Raw genomic sequence first — 16,873 nt, 5'->3', positions numbered from 1 at the left:
AAAAGGAGGCCGAAGCCTCCTGTCGCGATCCGCCGCAACGACCCTCCCTTTCCCCCCGGAAGGCACGGCATCGCGTGCCACAGGGCTGTCGTTCGCGCGGCGGGGACACGCCCCCCGCCGTCGTGCCACGCTATCGCAGCGCAGCGGCATGGCGGTACGGACTCACCTGCTTCCTGCTTTGCCGGGAAGCAGGGCGCCCGCCGCCATCGGCAGCGCCCTCAGGCGCCTTTCTTCGTCATCGGGTCCTTGGTACCGGCAGCGTGGCTGTTCTTTTTCTTGGCGCTGGCCTTTTTGGCCTTGGCCTTGTGCTTGCTGTCGGCCTTGGCCGGCGCAGCCTTGTCGGCGGCCGGTGCCGCCGGCGTGGCCGGGGTTGCCGGAGTGGCCGGCGTTGCCTGCGCCATCGCGCCCGCACCGAACATTGCCAGCGACAGCATGACGATCCACTTCTTCATTTCGGTCTCCTCGTGAGCCCTGCGTGTGGGAATGCCTGCAATGACCGGCACGCGATTCGCGCCGGGTCACTCGCATCAACGAGGACGGCTTGCACGCGGTTGACCGGGACAAACCCTGACAGGGACATCGGCGCCGCCGGGGCGCTTGGTCCAACTCAGCGGGACACTCAGCGGCACAGCCTGCGCAGCAGTTCACCCGCAATGGTGCCAGGGCCCGCGGGCTGGAAGGTGCCGTACTGCGGCGCGCGGATGGTATAGAGCGAATTGCCGCGCGCGTAGCGCTTGCTGTACAGCGTCTGCTCGACCACCGCGAACATCGACGTGGCACAGTCGAGCACCATGCGCTTGAGCGACGAGCGGATCGGTTCGCCGTTGGCGGTGCGGATCACGCCCGACGGCGAATTTCGCATCAGCACGACACCGACCTGCGCGCCCTGGCGGCGGATCGCGGACTGGTCGAAGTACGAGATCACGCCGTTGGCACCCATCAGCGGCAACCAGCGCTGCGGATCTGGCGCGCCCGGGTCGGGCGCAACCACCAGATGGCAACCTTCTCTCGGCGTGGAGCGGAACACCGTGCCGGCACCCGGCACCTGGCACTCATACAAGCCGGCGGCCGCGGCCGGACGCTGTGCCGGCATGGCACTGCCTTCGGCATGAGCGGTCGGCACGGCCAGGCCGAGCATGCAGCCTGCCAGCGCGGCAGCATGCCTAAAAATGCGGAACATCATTGAACTGCCCTCGTATAGACGGGAAAAGCGAGCCGCATTGTCGCACACGACACGCACGATCTGGCGGCTTTGTATCTGTTGCGCATGCGCGCGCGAATGGCATCGCACCACCCTCGGCCAGCAATGTGCTATCCCGTGTACTACAAATAGGGTATGGAGGCCGGCCATGCGTGGCAACGCCCCATGCGAAGTCCGACAGCAACGCAGCATCCCAAGCCTTGCTTCCCATGCCACGACAAGACCAAGAAGCCAGACAAGACCGCCTTGCAAGTTGTTGCGACCCATCCCCCGCGCCGACAGCGCCTACCCGGCGCCCGTGGCATCGACAGCGTCGCCTGGTAGCGCGCTCAATGCCGCCAGTCGTTCGCCACGCCGCCGCGAGCCTGCTCGCCCTGCCCCTTTGCCTCGGCACCGCCCACGCCGCGCCAGCCGTGCAGCTGGGCTACGGCTTCGACGAAACCCATCACGTGCAGAAGGCCGAGGTCGCCATGCTGTGGGATTCGGGCTTTGCGTGGGGCAATCCGCAGGGCTGGCTCGTCGACCTCCAATGGGAAGTCAATATCGCGCGCTGGAACAGCAGCAGCGACACCAATCCACATGACCTGTGGGAGTTCGGCGCCTCGCCGGTGGTCCGCATCGGCTGGTGGAAGCACGCCTGGGCGCCATTCCTCGAATTGTCGCTCGGCCCGCGCTTGCTGACCGGAACACGCACCTCGGACGACCATGTCATTTCCACGGCGTTCCAGTTCTCGGAATACGCGGGCCTGGGCGTGACCTTCGGCTCGGACCGGCGCCTCACCGCGGGCTACCGCTTCCAGCACCTGTCCAATGGCGGCATCAAGGCCCCTAATCCTGGCACCACCTTCCACGTCATCTACCTGCGCTACCGCTTCTGAACGCCGGCGGCCGCGAGGCGCCCAGCGCTTCAAACAGGGCGCGCGTGGATTCGTCGGCGGGGAAGAAGGACTCGATGCGCAGCTCCTGCAGCGTGATGTCCTGCGGAATGCCAAGCGTGGTCAGCGTCGAGAACAGCGACGCACGGAACGCGCCGGCATGCAGCACCACCGGCAGCACCGGCGGCGGCGGTCCTTCCGCGCCGTCATCCTCGGGGAGCAGCACGCCACCGGGGCCGACCATGTCGGGATGCCACGCGGCGATACGCCGGAAGATTTCGCGCGCGGTCTGGTCGTGCGCCTGCACCTGCAATTCCTGCCAGACGCGCCGCAGCAGGTAGCGTCCGACCTGGCGCGCGTTCTCGATCACCGGCCACAAGCCTTGCGGATCGAACACCGACAACATCAGGTTTGCCCGGCGCGGACCGCCGCCCTGCCCGCTGCCCTGCCCGCCTTCGTCCTCCAGCGACGCGGGCACGCGTCCGTCGAGCAGCGTATCGAGCATGCGCCGGTAAGCCTGGTTGGCGTCGACCAGGTTCCAGAACCGGTCCAGCACCACGGCCGGGTACGGCTCCTGCTTGGACAGGATCAGTGCGATCGCCTGCTGCACCATCTGCAACGGCGGCGAGGCCAGCGCATGCTCGCTGTAGGCCGGGGCGAAGCCGCCCGCCAGCAGCATGCGGTTGCGCTGGCGCAGCGGCACCCCAAGGCGCTCGGCCAGCGCCAGCACCATTTCGCGGCTGGGGCGGGCGCGGCCGGATTCCAGGAAGGAGATGTGGCGCTGCGACACCCCGGCGGCCAGCGACAGTGCCAGCTGGCTGTAGCCGCGTTTGCCGCGCCAGTAGCGCAGCAGGCCGGGGAAGTCGAGAGTGGCTTCGGAAGCAGGGGTCAGCGTTTCCATGCACGTATTACAGCATGGCCAGGAGCAGGGATCGACTACCTGCCAGGTAATAGCGGCAATTCCCTGCCGGCCATTGCCTTGCCGGCACTGAGACGCAGGCGTCACTGTGACGACTTCCTGTAACAGCCGGATGGTATGCTTGACTTCTTTTGAACTCCCGGCGCGCAAAGGGCGCGCACTTTGATGGAAATTGCCATATTACTGGCGCTGATCTTGCTGAATGGCGTGTTCGCGATGTCCGAGATCGCGCTGGTCACCGCGCGCAAGGCGCGCCTGCAGCGGCAGATCGAGAACGGCGACCGGGGCGCGATCGAAGCCGTCAAGCTGGGCGAGGACCCCACACGCTTCCTGTCGACGGTGCAGATCGGCATCACGTCGATCGGCGTTCTCAACGGGGTGGTCGGCGAATCGACGCTGGCGCAGCCCTTCGGCGACTGGCTGCACGGCAGCGTTGGCATGGCAGAGTCCACCGCCGGCTACGTCGCCTCCGCGATCGTGGTGGCCGGCCTGACCTACTTTTCCATCGTGCTGGGCGAGCTGGTGCCCAAGCGCCTGGGCCAGATGGCCCCCGAAGCGATTGCGCGCCTGGTGGCACGCCCGATCTCCTGGCTCGCCGTCGCGTCCACCCCCTTCGTCAAGCTGCTGTCGAGCTCCACCCGGCTGGTGCTGCGCCTGCTCGGCACCAAGACCGACAGCGGCCCCGGGGTGACCGAGGAAGAAATCCACGCACTGCTGGTCGAAGGCTCCGAGGCGGGCGTGATCGAGCAGCACGAGCACACCATGGTGCGCAACGTGTTCCGCCTCGACGACCGCCAGCTGGCCTCGCTGATGGTGCCGCGCGGCGACGTCATCTACCTGGACGTGGACGCGCCGCTGGAAGAAAACCTGCGCCGTATCGAGGAATCCGACCACTCCCGCTTCCCGGCGGTGCGCGGCGGCATGCACGACATCGTCGGGGTAGTCAGCGCGCGCCAGCTGCTGGCGCGCCGCCTGCGCGGCGAAGAGGCCGACCTGATGGCAGTGATGCAGCCGGCGGTGTTCGTGCCCGAAAGCGTCACCGGGATGGAGTTGCTGGAAAATTTCCGCGCCTCGGGCGGCCAGGTGGCCTTTGTCATCGACGAATACGGCGAGGTGCTGGGGCTGGTGACGCTGCAGGACCTGATCGAAGCCATCACCGGCGAGTTCAAGGCCGAGGCCGCCGGCGAGGAATGGGCGGTGCAGCGCGACGATGGCTCGTGGCTGCTCGACGGCCTGATCCCCATCCCCGAACTGAAGGACCGCATCGGGCTGCGCCAGGTGCCGGAGGAAGAAAAGGAGCGCTACCACACGCTGTCGGGCATGCTGCTGCTGCTGCTCGGACGACTGCCACAGATTGCCGACCGCGTCGAGTGGGGCGACTGGCGCTTCGAGATTGTCGATATGGATGGCAAGCGCATCGACAAGGTCCTGGCTTCGCGCCTGCCACCTGAAAACGGCCCGGAGGAAGAAACGACCGGCTGATGCCGCGCGGTGTTCAGTCAACCTCTTCGAGTGAAGCGCCAGCACCGCTTTGCCCCCCCGTCAAACGATAGGTGCCTGGTTCGCAACTTGTCGTAACTTGCAAGTCCTTGCCCCGTCCTGGCTTATGATCTGGCCCTGCGGCCCGTTGCGGCTGCAGCAGGCGCGCGCATTCCCGCCTGACGAGAGCAGCCGGCCCGCGCCAGCGGTCCTGCCAGACGTGGAACACTGACAACGGGGAGACGCGGGACAGCGCCGCCAGCACGGCCGCCTGCCGCAACACGATCCATGTATCCAGATGCCGACGGTCCCGGCGGGATGCCATCGGGCGCATCGGGAAGCCCACAAGCGCCATTCGATGCAAACGTCCCGGCGCGGCCGGCAGGAGTGCTGTTGGCGCTGGCCGCGCGCCGCGCGGACGGCGCGCCGCCCGCCGCCGTGCTGGCGATCCGGCTCGACCGCTTTGCCAGCGCGTGCGAGCCCCTTGGCCCGCACCGCGCCGCCCGCCTGCGGGCGTTGGTGCAGGCCCGCATTGCGGCGCTGCTGCCGCAGGGGGCGGTCGTGCACTGGGTGGCAGCGTCTGACCTGGGTGCGGTCACGGCACTGGCGGCCGGCTGCACGGATGCGGGGCCGATTGCCGAGCGCATTGCCGCCGACCTGTCCCGTCCGTTCCTGCTGGATGGCTTTGAACTGTTTATTTCCAGCAGCATCGGCGTGGCCACCGACCACCCCGACATTCCCGCCGAGCGCCGCGTGCAGCAGGCCTTCGATGCCATGCTGCGCGTCGTCCGCCAGGGCGGCGACGGCCTCGCGCGTGCCGACAAGCCCGCTACACCGCCCTCCGCTCCGCTGCTGGCCGCCCTGCCCGAGGCACTGGAGCGCGGCGAACTGAGCCTGCAACTGCAGCCGCGCGCCAACTTTGCCGGCGCCCGTATCAGCGGCTATACCGTGCGCCTGCGCTGGCACAGCCCCGTGCTGGGGCGGGTGGCGCCGCAGGACTTCCTGCCGGCGGTGGAAACGCTCGGGCTGGTGGAACGCATCGGCGGCTGGCTGCTCGACGGCGTGCTGCCGCTGGTGCGCAGCGCCGAAGCGCTTGCGCCGCTGCAATTTACGCTGCTGGCCTCAAGCGCGCAGCTGCACCGCCCGCAGATGGTCGATGCCCTGGCGCGGGCCATCGACACCGGCGGCATCGCCGCGGAGCGCCTGTGCATCGAGCTGCCCGCCAGCGCGATGCCCCCGGTCGCCGGTATCCTCGATCGCTTTGCAGACTTGCGCCGCCTCGGGGTGCAGCTGGCGCTGGGCGATTTCGACGGCGGCCCAGGCAGCCGGCGTGCCCTCGAGGCACTGCGGCCCGATAGCGTCTCACTCGATGTGCGCCGGCTGGGCCATGGCGGCGCGCCGGGCGGCAGCCCGGACCTGGCCGAGCGGCTGCGCGGCGCCTGCGTCATGGCGCGCCGCGCCGGCGCGGCGGTATGCGCCAAGGGCGTGGAAAGCCGGCAGCAACTGGAGGCGGTGCGCGCCTGGGGCTGCCACAGCGTGCAGGGCTACCTGCTGGCGCAACCTTTCCCGGCGGCCTGGCTGGTGCAGACACACGCCGCAATCCAGCAGCGCGCCCGCGAGCTGCTGGCGACAGCCGGCTGAAGCGGCCGAGCCGGCCCGCGCCACCGGCAACTGTTGCAGCGATTGCACGATTTACAAATTGGCACATACCAGATATCAACCGCGCTGACAGCGACGGTAAAATCTGCCTCAAACCCTCAACCGAATGGAAAGGAGCCCGGCGTGAAGAAAGGTTGGATCTGGTGCGTTCTGTTTGCCACCCTGTTGGCTGGCTGCAACACGATGGCAGGACTCGGACAAGACATTCAGCGCGGCGGCCAGAAGCTGGAAAGCTCGGCGGACCGGCACAAGTAAGCCGGACCGCCAAACCGCGCGACGACGCGGCCTGGCCGCGTCTGCAACCACAAACGGCACGCCCCTCGGCGTGCCGTTTTGCATTGCATCGATGGGCTTAGCTTTGACTTGATGACACCGCCCGGCGCGCTCAGCCCTTGCTGCGCAGCGCGCGGGCCTGCTCGGCCAGCGAACGGATGCGGCCCCAGTCCTTGCCGGTCACCGCGTCCTTCGGCACCACCCACGACCCGCCCACGCACACCACGTTGGGCAAGGCCAGGTAGGTCGGCGCCAGCGCGGCATCGATGCCGCCGGTCGGGCAGAAGCGCAGCTGCGGCAGCGGTCCCCCCAGCGACTTGAGCATCGGCACTCCGCCGGCCGCTTGCGCCGGGAAGAACTTCAGGAAGGTGAAGCCGGCTTCCAGCGCCAGCATGGCCTCGCTGGCAGTGGCCACCCCCGGCAACAGCGAGATCCCCGCGCCCTGCGCGCCCTCCGCCAGCGACGGCGTCAGGCCGGGCGACACGGCAAACTGCGCGCCGGCGTCGCGCACGGCACGCAGCTGCTCGACGGTCAGGACCGTGCCCGCGCCCACGCACGCCTGCGGCAGCGCGGCGGCCACGGCCTTGATGGCTTCCAGCGCGACCGGCGTGCGCAGCGTGATCTCAAGCAGCGGCAGGCCGCCGGTGACCAGTGCCTCGCTGACGTGCAGGGCCTCGTCGACCGAATGGAATTCCAGCACGGGGATCACCGGCACGTCGGCCAGCAGGGGGAGCAGCGGGGAAGTCTGGTTTTGCATATCGGATCTCGGGGTGAAGGGTTCAAAAAAGCAAAGTCAGGGAATGCTGCCGGCTCAGCTGCCGATCAGCCGCCGCTCAGCCCCCGATCACGGAGACCGATTCGGCCAGCCGGGCCATCACGGTCTGCGCATCGGGGATCGGCGCCACCGCGCCATAGCCCGTGGTGGACAGCGCCGCGGCCACGTTGGCGTAGCGCGCGGCCTCGAACGGGTCGGCGCCCGCCGCCAGGCGCGCGACGAAGCTGCCGCCGAAGCAATCGCCGGCGCCGGTGGCATCGACCGGCTTGACCGGATACGGTTCCACCAGCGTGCGCGACTCGGGCGTGGCCACGTAAGCGCCCTCCTCGCCCAGCTTGAGCGCCACCAGGCCGATGCCGCAGCCGAGCAGGTAATCGACGATGGCATCGCGGTCGTCCAGCCCCGTCAGCACGGTGATGTCGTCCCAGCTTGGCAGGCACACGTCGGTCAGCGCGAGCGCTTCGCGCATGATGCCGCGCGCGCGCGCCAGCGACCACAGCCGCAGGCGCAGGTTGGTGTCGAGCGTGACCTTGGTGCCGGCCTTGCGCGCGTGTTCCATCGCCGCCAGGCCCGCATCGCAGGCGCTGGTGCTGATGGCCAGGCTGATGCCCGACAGGTGCAGGTAGCCTGCCGCGGCGATCGCGCCCAGCGGCAGCTGCTCATGCTGGTAGCGGCTGGCGGCGGAGCCTTCGCGCAGGTAGTCGAAGCGGTGGCCGTGGTTGTCGTGCGAGACAAAATAGACGCCGGTCGGCGCGGACGGGTCCACATGGACGTGACGCGTATCGACCCGCTCCTGCGTCCACAGCGCGCGCAGGCGCTCGCCGAAGGTATCGGCGCCCACCGCGGTGATATAGCCGGTGCTCGCGCCCTGCCGCGCCGCGGCGATGCAGAAGTTGGAGGTATCGCCGCCAAAGCCCTGCAGGTAGCGGTCGGGATCGTCGGGCTGCTGGTTGAACTCCACCAGCGGCTCGCCGTAGGCCAGGATATCGATGCTCATGGGGCGGCCCGCCTCAGAAAAAGGTTTGCACGATGTCGATCACGCGCAGGTCGCGATCCAGCACCGGGATATGGCGCCACTTGTCGAAAGTCAGGCACGGGTGCGAGATATCGAAGGCGATCATGTCGCCGACCCGGATGTCGTCGCCCGGCTTGACCTGCAGGTAGGCGTGCTGGTCCATCATGCCGGTCACCTCCCAGTGCGCGGGCACATCGACCGGCGCCTCGCTGCCAGGACGGTACAGCCGCGCCGGGATCGGCATGCCGGCATCGAAGGCGGCGTCGCGCTTGCCCATGCCGATGATGACGCGCTCTGGCTCGGGGATCGACTGCACGTAGGCCCACAGCTGCAGCGCCGGCAGCAGGCCCTCGCGCATTTTCTGCGCGACCGGGTTGCTGGCGAGGATGCGCTGCTGCGCGGCGCGGTAGATGCCGACGTCATGGGTCAGGTAGCAGCCGGGGCGCAGCACGATGTCGATCGGCGTGCCGATGTCGGTGCGCGCGAACTCCTCGGCGACCACGTCGTACCAGGCCGAGCCCGCGCCCGACATCACCACCGGGCTGCGGCCGAAGCGGCCCTGCTGCGCCAGCTGCCGCGTCACCGCCACGGTGCGCTGCAGGAAGGCGCGGATGTCGGCCTCTTCCTTCAGCACGCCTTCATAGATCTCGACACCCGCCAGCGACAAGGCCTGCGGCCAGCGCGCCAGCGCGTCGAGCACGGCCTGCTGCTGCGCGTCGTCGCGCACGCCGGTGCGCCCGCCCGCCACGCCCAGTTCCAGCAGCACCTGCAGCGTCTGCCCGCGCTCCTGGAAGAACTTGCCGAGCTGGTCGACCAGCGCGGCGGAGTCCACCAGCGCGAAGAATTCGAAGTCCGGATCGTCGCGCAGCAGGTCCGCAATGATTTCCATATTGCGGCGGCCCACCAGCTGGTTGGCCATCAGCACGCGCTTGACGCCGTGCGCATGCGCCGCGGCGGTCTGGTGCGCGGTCGCCAGCGTGATGCCCCACGCGCCGGCGCCGAGCTGGCGCGCGAACAGCTTGGGCGCCATGGTGGTCTTGCCGTGCGGCGCAAGCTGCACGCCGTACTCGCCCATGAAGCGGCGCATCCATTCCAGGTTGTGCGCAAGCCGGTCTTCGTAAAGCACCGCGGCCGGCAGGCTCAGTTCTTCCTGCAGCAGGCTCCAGCCGGTGCGGGCGGCGTCCGGTGCCAGCGGGGCTTCCAGGCGCCCCAGCGCCTTGTTGAGCGGATCGATCACGCCAGCCTGATACTTTATTTCACGCATGCTTGCCATCACCCTGAAAAAATCTGATTGACGTAATGATAGCCCTGAAAATAAGATATTTCATCCTTGTTATAAAGTAACATGCTGACCGCACAAAGGACCACAGAGGCAACGCGCAAGGTCGCGTCAGTCACTGTTATAGCCCTTGCCGACAGCATCTGCCGGCTGCGCCACTTTGTCTCGCGGCCCTGCTCAGCCACCCAACCATGACCGCGCCCTTCGACATCCTGACCCGCATTGCCGAGCGCGGCCCCGCGCTGCGCCTGGCCGAGCAGAAGGTCGCGCAGGTGGTGCTGGAAGACCTGGCCGGCGCCGCGGCGGCGAGCATCAACGAACTGGCGCGCAAGGCCGGCGTCAGCGAGGCCAGCGTGACCCGCTTCGCCAAGGCCATCGGCTGCCGCGACGTGCGCGACCTGAAGCTGCGGCTGGCGCAGGCCACCGCAGTGGGCGCGCGTTTCCTGCAACCCGGCGGCGCCGATGCCGCTGCCGAAGCCCCGGCGACGCTCGCCGACAGCATCCATGCCGACATCCTGACCGCGCTCGAAGTCAACCGCGGCCTGATGGACGCGCAGCGCATCGAAGATGCCGCGCGTCTGTTGCTGGGCGCACGCATGGTCTACGCTTTTGGCATGGGCGGCGGCTCGTCGTTCATGGCCGACGAGGCGCGCCACCGCCTGGCGCGGCTGGGCCAGCCGGTCGCCAGCTACCAGGACGGCCTGCTGCAGAAGATGGTGGCCGCCACGCTGAGCCGCGACGACGTGGTGCTGGCCTTCTCGGCCAGCGGGCGCGTGCCGGAGATGCTGGCCAGTTGCGAGATCGCACGCGAATACGGCGCGAAGCTGGTTGCGGTGACTGCGCTGGGCTCGCCGCTGGCCGCGCGCGCCGACGTGCTGCTGCCGGTGCGCACGCTGGAGACGGATTTCATTTTCAAGCCGTCGGCATCGCGCTACGCGATGCTGATGGTGCTGGACGTGCTGGCCACCCAGTGTGCGCTGCTGCAGCCGGACCAGAGCAAGGAGCGGCTGCGCCGGCTCAAGTACGTGCTGGACAGCCACCGCGGCGAGACCGGCCCACGGTCGGGACCACAAGTGGGCCCTGACAGCCGCCAGCCTCTGGGAGACTGACCATGCCACACCTGTTCGATACCCTGATCCGCCTCGTCACGCTGATCGATGGCTCCGGCGCCGCCGCGCGCCTGGCCGACGTGGCGCTGCGCGACGGCCGCATTGCCCGCATCGATGAAGGCGGCGCGATCGATCCCGACGCCGCCGCGCACGTGGTCGAAGGCCATGGCCTGGTGCTGGCGCCGGGCTTTATCGACGTGCATACGCACGACGATACCAACGTCGTGCGCCAGCCCGAGATGACGCCCAAGCTGTCGCAGGGCGTGACCACCGTGATCGTCGGCAACTGCGGCATCAGCGCCGCGCCGGTGACGCTCTCCGGCGACCCGCCCGACCCGATGAACCTGCTCGGCCATGCCGACGCGTTCCGCTACCCCAGCTTCAAGGCCTACGTCGACGCCGTCGGTGCCGCGCAGCCCGCGATCAACGTCGCCGCGCTGGTGGGCCATACCGCGCTGCGCAGCAACCATATGGACCGGCTCGACCGCGCCGCCACGCCCGCCGAAATCGCGGCCATGCGCGCGCAGCTGGAAGAATCGCTGCAGCACGGCGCACTGGGACTGTCCACCGGACTCGCCTACGCCAATGCCTTCAACGCGCCGACCGAGGAAGTGCTGGCGCTGGCCGAGCCCCTGGCCCATGCCGGCGCGCTCTACGCCACGCACCTGCGCAGCGAGTTCGCCGAGATCCTCGAAGCCATGGACGAAGCCTTCCGCATCGGCCGCCATGCGCGCGTGCCGGTGGTGATCTCGCACCTGAAATGCGCGGGCGTTGACAACTGGGGCCGCAGCACCGAAGTGCTCGATGCCCTTGACGGCGCGCAGCGCTGGCAGCAGGTCGGTTGCGACTGCTATCCCTATACCGCCAGCTCGTCGACGCTGGACCTGAAGCAGGTCACCAGCGACTTCGACATCATGGTGACGTGGTCCGAAGGCGCGCCCGAGATGGGCGGCCGGCTGCTGGCCGATATCGCCGCCGAGTGGCAGGTCGGCCTGCACGAGGCCGCGCGCCGGCTGATGCCCGCCGGCGCGGTCTACCACTGCATGGAAGATGCCGATGTCGACCGCATCCTGAGCCACCCCGCCACGGTGGTCGGCTCGGACGGCCTGCCCAACGACCCGCTGCCGCATCCGCGCCTGTGGGGCGCGTTCCCGCGCGTGCTTGGCCACTATGCGCGCGACCGCGAGCTGTTCCCGCTCACCGTCGCGGTGAACAAGATGACCGGCCTGTCGGCCGAGCGCTTCGGCCTGCATGGCCGCGGCTTCGTGCGCGAAGGCTACTGGGCCGACCTCGTGCTGTTCGACGCCGCCACCATCCGCGACGCCGCCAGCTTCACCGACCCGATGCAGCCGGCCGAAGGCATTGCCGCGGTCTGGGTCAACGGCGAGCTGTCATGGCAGCAGCGGCAGCCGACGGGCATCCGCGCAGGACGCTTCCTGGCGCGCGGCGCCGACTGATTCGCTTCCTTTTCTTCGATTTTTTTCCCAGCAACAAATTCCAGGAGTACCCATGGACATCAAACGATTCGGTGTGGAAGGCGGCACCGGCCAGGGCGGCGCGCACATGCCGTTTGCGCGCGCGGTAGCGGCCGACGGCTGGCTCTACGTTTCCGGCCAGGTGCCGATGACCGGCGGCGAGCTGATCGACGGCGGCATCGTGCCGCAGACCCACCAGGCCATCAAGAACGTGCTGGCGATCCTGGCCGAGGCCGGCTACGGCCCCGAGCACGTGGTCCGCTGCGGCGTGTGGCTGGACGATGCGCGCGACTTCGCCTCGTTCAACAAGATCTTCAAGGAATACTTCGGCGCCAACCCGCCGGCGCGCGCCTGCGTGCAATCGAGCATGGTGGTGGATTGCAAGGTCGAAGTGGACTGCATCGCCTACAAGAAGCCGGCGGCCTGAGCCTGCTGCCTGCTTGCTTGACTCACTCCTGACTGTTTGCTCCCCTCCCCCGCACGCGGGAGAGGAGACGGGGGAGAGGGCCGGCGTCACCACGAAGTGAGCCGCCACGGTGCTTGCCAGGCGCCCGCCCTCTCCCCAACCCCTCTCCCGCAAGCGGGAGCGGGGAGAAAACAACAAGCCTAAAACCTCTGCTGCCGCACACAAGCGGCCTTTTTTCCACGCAAGGAGACAATATGGGTGCCGTCACCGGAACCATGCTCTTGGTGTATGCGCTGATCGCCGTGATCGCCCTGGTGGTGCTGATCGCGCGCTTCAAGCTCAACCCCTTCATTACCCTGGTCGTCGTCTCGGTGCTGCTCGGCTTTGCCGTGGGCATGCCGATGGGCGACATCGTCAAGTCATTCGAAGCCGGTGTCGGCGGCACCCTCGGCCATATCGCGCTGGTGGTGGGCCTTGGCACGATGCTTGGCAAGATGATGGCCGAATCGGGCGGCGCGGAACGCATCGCCAATACGCTGATCGATTTCTTCGGCGCGAAGAACGTGCACTGGGCCATGGCGACCATCGCCTTTATCGTCGGCCTGCCGGTGTTCTTCGAGGTCGGCTTCGTGCTGCTGGTGCCGATCGCCTTCAACGTAGCCAAGCGCACCGGCACGTCGATGGTAGTCGTCGGCATCCCGATGGTGGCCGGCCTGTCGGTGGTGCACGGCCTGATCCCGCCGCATCCGGCGGCGCTGCTGGCTGTGACTGCGTATGGTGCGGACATTGGCAAGACCATCATGTATGCGCTGATCGTGGGCATTCCCACGGCGGCCATCGCCGGCCCGCTGTTTGCCAGGCTGATGGACCGCTATGTCAAGCTGCCCGAGGTCAACCCGCTGGCCGACCAGTTCACCGAAGAGGATGAGCACGTCAAGGAATCGCACGAATTGCCCGGCTTCGGCATCACGGTGTTCACCATCCTGCTGCCGGTGATCCTGATGCTGATCGGCAGCTGGGCCGACGTCTTCACCACGCCCAAGACCTTTGCCAACGACTTTCTCAAGCTGATCGGCAACTCGGTGATAGCGCTGCTGATCGCCGCGCTGGTGAGCTTCTACACCTTCGGCAAGGCGCGCGGCTTCAACCGCGAGACCATCCTGAAATTCACCAACGAGTGCGTGGCGCCCACCGCCATCATCACGCTGGTGGTCGGCGCTGGCGGCGGCTTCGGCCGCATCCTGCGCGACTCGGGGATCTCCACCGCCATCGTCGATGTCGCCACCAGCGCGCAGGTGTCGGTGCTGGTGCTGGGCTGGCTGGTCGCGGTGATGATCCGCATCGCCACCGGCTCGGCCACGGTCGCCATGACCACCGCCGCCGGCATCGTCGCGCCGATCGCCGCCAGCGTGCCGGGCACCCGCCCCGAGCTGCTGGTGCTGACCACCGGCGCCGGTTCGCTGATCCTGTCGCACGTGAACGACGGCGGCTTCTGGCTGGTCAAGGAGTACTTCAACATGACCGTGACCCAGACCTTCCAGACCTGGTCGGTGTGCGAGACCATCATCTCGGTGGTGGCGCTGCTGCTGACGCTGGGCCTGGCCACGGTGGTCTGAGGCGCAAAAGCCGTACCGCGCACCCCGTCCGCAGGGTGCGCGCGGCGGTGCCCACGGCGCGCGGCGTGCCGGATAGCGCACTGAAGCAGCGGTTTACAAGGCTCCGGCCAGCGCCTAAGGTCAACCAGTGTATGACCCGTCTCGAAGCGCTTCCATGCCAATCGACCGCCGCTCATTCCTGGCCCTGGCCGCCGGGCTGACCGCCACCGGCGCCCTGCCCGCCCTCCCCGCCGGCGCCGCCACCGTTGCCGTCCCCATGCGCCGCAGCATCCCGGGCACCACCGAGGCGCTGCCCGTCGTGGGCATGGGCACGGCCGACACCTTCAACGTCAGCAGCGAAGCCGCCGAGCGCAAGCCGCTGGCCGAAGTCATGGCGATGCTGTTGCGCACCGAAGGCTCGGTCATCGACACCGCGCCCAGCTATGGCAACGCCGAGGCCGTGACCGGCGACCTGCTGCGCGCGGCCAATGCCCGGCAGCGCGTGTTCCTGGCGACCAAGATTTCGGCCCAGTCCGGCGCCCCGGCGCAGGCGCAGTGGGGACACTCGCTGGCCGACCTGCGCGTCGACAAGGTCGACCTGCTGCAGGTGCACAACCTGATCGACTGGCAAGGCAACCTGCGCTTCCTGCGGGAGTTGAAGGAACAAGGCCGCATCCGTTACCTGGGCATCACCCATTACCGCGACGACGCGCACGAGGCGCTGGAGCGGATCGTGCGCAACGAGCGCGTCGATTTCGTACAGGTCAACTACTCGGTGGCCGAGCGCAATGCCGAGCGCGTGCTGCTGCCGCTGTGCCAGGAGCGCGGCGTGGCGGTGCTGGTCAACCGCCCGTTCCAGGACGGCCGCCTGTTCCGCGTGGTCAAGGACCGGCCGCTGCCGCAGTGGGCCGGAGATATCGACTGCGGCTCGTGGGGACAGCTGTTCCTGAAATTCATCGTCAGCCATCCGGCGGTGACCGCTGCCATCCCCGCCACCTCCAAGCCGCGCAACATGGCCGACAACCTCGGCGCCGCGCTGGGGCGCATGCCCGATCCGGGCCAGCGCGAGCGCATCGCCGCGCTGCTGGCCTGACGCGCGCCGGGCCGCATGGACGAACCCGATCGCGACACGCCCGCCGGCGGCGGCCTGGCACGGCTGCGGCGCGGCTTCGGCATCCTCCCCGGCGAGGCCGGCGCGGTGGTGGCTGGCTTCCTGTTCTTCTTCTGCCTGTTCTCCAGCTATTTCATGCTGCGTCCGGTACGCGAGACCATGGGCATCGCCGGCGGCGTGAAGAACCTGCAATGGCTGTTCACCGCGACCTTCGTCGTCATGCTGGCGGCGATCCCGCTCTACGGCGCGGTGTGCGCACGGCTGCCGCGGCGGCGCTTCGTGCCGTGGGTCTACGCGTTCTTTATCGCCAACCTGCTCGCCTTTGCCTTCGGCACGCGCGTGTGGCCGGACGATGTCTGGCTGGCGCGCGTGTTCTACGTGTGGCTGTCGGTATTCAACCTGTTCGTGGTCTCGGTGGCGTGGAGCCTCATGGCCGACGTGTTCCGGCCAGAGCAGGCGCGACGCCTGTTCGCGCTGCTGGCCGCCGGCGCCAGCGCCGGCGGCCTGGCCGGGCCGGTGCTGGGCGGCTGGCTGGTGCCGCAGGTCGGGCTGACCGGGCTGATGCTGCTTTCCGCCGCGCTGCTCGCCGCGACGCTGCCGGGCGTGGGCTGGCTGTTCGGCTGGCGCCGCCTCGCCGGCGCGGGCCATGAAGTGCCCGCCGATGTTGCCAGCGATCCCGCCAGCGACCCCGCCAACCCGGTCGGCGGCGGCCTGTGGGCGGGGCTGGTGTTGTTGCTGCGCTCACGCTACCTGCTCGGCATCGGCCTGTTCGTGATCCTGCTGGCCACTGCCAGCACCTTCCTGTATTTCGAGCAGGCGCGGCTGGTGGCCGAGGCCTTCCCCGAGCGCACCCGGCAAACCCAGGTCTTCAGCGCGCTCGACGCCACGGTGCAGGCGCTGACGATCCTGGTCCAGCTGTTCTTCACCGGCCGCATGGCGCGGCGCTACGGCGTCACGCTGCTGCTGACCGCGGTGCCGTTGGCGGTCGCGGCGGGCTTCGTCGTGCTGGCGCTGGTGCCGACCTTCGGCGTGCTGGCCGGCGTGATGATCCTGCGGCGCGTAGGCGAGTATGCGCTGCTGCGGCCCGGGCGCGAGATGCTGTTCACGGTGGTCGATCCAGAAACCAAGTACAAGGCCAAGAACGTGATCGACACCGCGGTCTATCGTGCCGGCGATGCGGTCAGCGCATGGGTCAAGACCGCCATCGATGCGATTTCCGGCCACCCGGCCACGGTAGCGCTGGCTGGTGCCGGGCTGGCGCTGGCATGGGCGGCGCTGGGATGGTGGCTGGGACGGCGCCACGAGACCGAACTGGTGCCACAGGAAACCAGCCGCCGCGCCGCAGCGGCTGGCGCGACGACGACTTCGCGCTAGCCCTGCTTGCAAGCCTGGCACTGGCCTGCCGACACCGGATGGTCGTATAGTCTTGCGCTCCGGCCCGCGTCACCGGTGTCTGTGCCCGCCGCCGAGCCCATCCGTATCTCTTTTCTCCGGAGGACCCCATGAAGACCAAAGCCGCCATCGCCTGGAAAGCCGGCGCCCCGCTGACCATCGAAGACGTGGACCTGGACGGCCCGCGCGCCGGGGAAGTGCTGGTGGAAGTGAAGGCCACCGGCATCTGCCACACCGACTACTACACGCTGTCCGGCGCCGATCCCGAAGGCATTTTCCCGGCGATCCTGGGCCATGAAGGCGCCGGCAT

General features: G+C 68.5%; 17 protein-coding genes. 11 read left to right on the top strand and 6 right to left on the bottom strand.

Annotated elements, in window-relative coordinates; genetic code table 11:
• Positions 1-218: 218 nt before the first annotated feature.
• Complete coding sequence (locus J8I34_RS20000) at positions 219-452, bottom strand: hypothetical protein (protein ID WP_029049838.1); 234 nt, start codon at positions 450-452, stop codon at positions 219-221.
• A 167-nt stretch (positions 453-619) separates the two neighbouring features.
• The gene (locus tag J8I34_RS19995; protein ID WP_209806784.1) at positions 620-1,183 is read right to left on the bottom strand and encodes a surface-adhesin E family protein; all 564 of its coding nucleotides are present in this window, start codon (positions 1,181-1,183) and stop codon (positions 620-622) included.
• A 350-nt stretch (positions 1,184-1,533) separates the two neighbouring features.
• Between J8I34_RS19995 and J8I34_RS19990 the strand changes: the two genes are divergently transcribed.
• Positions 1,534-2,079 carry an acyloxyacyl hydrolase gene (locus J8I34_RS19990; RefSeq protein WP_245176020.1) on the top strand — a complete coding sequence of 182 codons (546 nt, stop codon included), beginning with the start codon at positions 1,534-1,536 and terminating at the stop codon, positions 2,077-2,079.
• Here J8I34_RS19990 and J8I34_RS19985 read toward each other — a convergent pair.
• Positions 2,054-2,977, bottom strand: a complete 924-nt coding sequence (locus tag J8I34_RS19985) for a helix-turn-helix domain-containing protein (protein ID WP_209806782.1) — start codon at positions 2,975-2,977, stop codon at positions 2,054-2,056. The two genes, J8I34_RS19990 and J8I34_RS19985, sit on opposite strands and share 26 nt — an antisense overlap.
• A 183-nt stretch (positions 2,978-3,160) precedes the next feature.
• On the opposite strand from J8I34_RS19985, the gene J8I34_RS19980 reads away from it, so the two are divergent.
• From J8I34_RS19980 to J8I34_RS19970, 3 genes are all read left to right on the top strand, one after another.
• On the top strand, positions 3,161-4,477 hold the full coding sequence (locus tag J8I34_RS19980) for a hemolysin family protein (protein WP_029049842.1): 1,317 nt from the start codon (positions 3,161-3,163) through the stop codon (positions 4,475-4,477).
• A gap of 384 nt (positions 4,478-4,861) precedes the next feature.
• Positions 4,862-6,115: a GGDEF domain-containing protein gene (locus J8I34_RS19975; protein WP_371748106.1), complete on the top strand. Its 1,254-nt coding sequence runs from the start codon at positions 4,862-4,864 to the stop codon at positions 6,113-6,115.
• Positions 6,116-6,256: 141 nt separating this feature from the next.
• A complete protein-coding gene (locus J8I34_RS19970; RefSeq protein ID WP_010814145.1) occupies positions 6,257-6,388 on the top strand; it encodes an entericidin A/B family lipoprotein in 132 nt (43 codons plus the stop codon).
• 130 nt (positions 6,389-6,518) lie between these two features.
• Here the strand turns inward: J8I34_RS19970 and J8I34_RS19965 are convergent, their stop codons facing one another.
• The 3 genes from J8I34_RS19965 to J8I34_RS19955 all read right to left on the bottom strand — a co-directional run bounded on the left by J8I34_RS19965 (position 6,519) and on the right by J8I34_RS19955 (position 9,460).
• Positions 6,519-7,163: a bifunctional 4-hydroxy-2-oxoglutarate aldolase/2-dehydro-3-deoxy-phosphogluconate aldolase gene (locus J8I34_RS19965; protein ID WP_029049844.1), complete on the bottom strand. Its 645-nt coding sequence runs from the start codon at positions 7,161-7,163 to the stop codon at positions 6,519-6,521.
• 76 nt (positions 7,164-7,239) lie between these two features.
• A complete protein-coding gene (locus J8I34_RS19960) occupies positions 7,240-8,178 on the bottom strand; it encodes a sugar kinase (RefSeq protein WP_029049845.1) in 939 nt (312 codons plus the stop codon).
• Between the two features lie 13 nt (positions 8,179-8,191).
• Entirely contained in the window at positions 8,192-9,460 is a 1,269-nt protein-coding gene (locus tag J8I34_RS19955) for an amino acid deaminase (RefSeq protein WP_209806781.1), read from the bottom strand.
• Between the two features lie 206 nt (positions 9,461-9,666).
• On the opposite strand from J8I34_RS19955, the gene J8I34_RS19950 reads away from it, so the two are divergent.
• The 7 genes from J8I34_RS19950 to J8I34_RS19920 all read left to right on the top strand — a co-directional run.
• On the top strand, positions 9,667-10,584 hold the full coding sequence (locus J8I34_RS19950; RefSeq protein ID WP_029049847.1) for a MurR/RpiR family transcriptional regulator: 918 nt from the start codon (positions 9,667-9,669) through the stop codon (positions 10,582-10,584).
• A 2-nt stretch (positions 10,585-10,586) separates the two neighbouring features.
• Positions 10,587-12,041 (top strand): N-acyl-D-amino-acid deacylase family protein, encoded by a 1,455-nt coding sequence (locus J8I34_RS19945; protein WP_209806780.1) that lies wholly within the window; start codon positions 10,587-10,589, stop codon positions 12,039-12,041.
• A gap of 52 nt (positions 12,042-12,093) precedes the next feature.
• A complete protein-coding gene (locus tag J8I34_RS19940) occupies positions 12,094-12,486 on the top strand; it encodes a RidA family protein (protein ID WP_209806779.1) in 393 nt (130 codons plus the stop codon).
• 233 nt (positions 12,487-12,719) lie between these two features.
• The gene (locus J8I34_RS19935) at positions 12,720-14,081 is read left to right on the top strand and encodes a GntP family permease (RefSeq protein WP_029049850.1); all 1,362 of its coding nucleotides are present in this window, start codon (positions 12,720-12,722) and stop codon (positions 14,079-14,081) included.
• Between the two features lie 154 nt (positions 14,082-14,235).
• Positions 14,236-15,153 carry an aldo/keto reductase gene (locus J8I34_RS19930; protein WP_209806778.1) on the top strand — a complete coding sequence of 306 codons (918 nt, stop codon included), beginning with the start codon at positions 14,236-14,238 and terminating at the stop codon, positions 15,151-15,153.
• Between the two features lie 15 nt (positions 15,154-15,168).
• A complete protein-coding gene (locus tag J8I34_RS19925; RefSeq protein ID WP_209806777.1) occupies positions 15,169-16,545 on the top strand; it encodes an NTP/NDP exchange transporter in 1,377 nt (458 codons plus the stop codon).
• Positions 16,546-16,673: 128 nt separating this feature from the next.
• Positions 16,674-16,873 (top strand): alcohol dehydrogenase catalytic domain-containing protein (locus J8I34_RS19920; protein ID WP_209806776.1); only part of this gene is annotated, 200 nt, incomplete at its 3' end.

This window comes from Cupriavidus phytohabitans (assembly GCF_017815025.1).
GTDB lineage: Bacteria > Pseudomonadota > Gammaproteobacteria > Burkholderiales > Burkholderiaceae > Cupriavidus.
The sequence above is the reverse complement of the archived record's forward strand: the minus strand, read 5'-3'. Positions and strand labels throughout refer to the sequence as shown.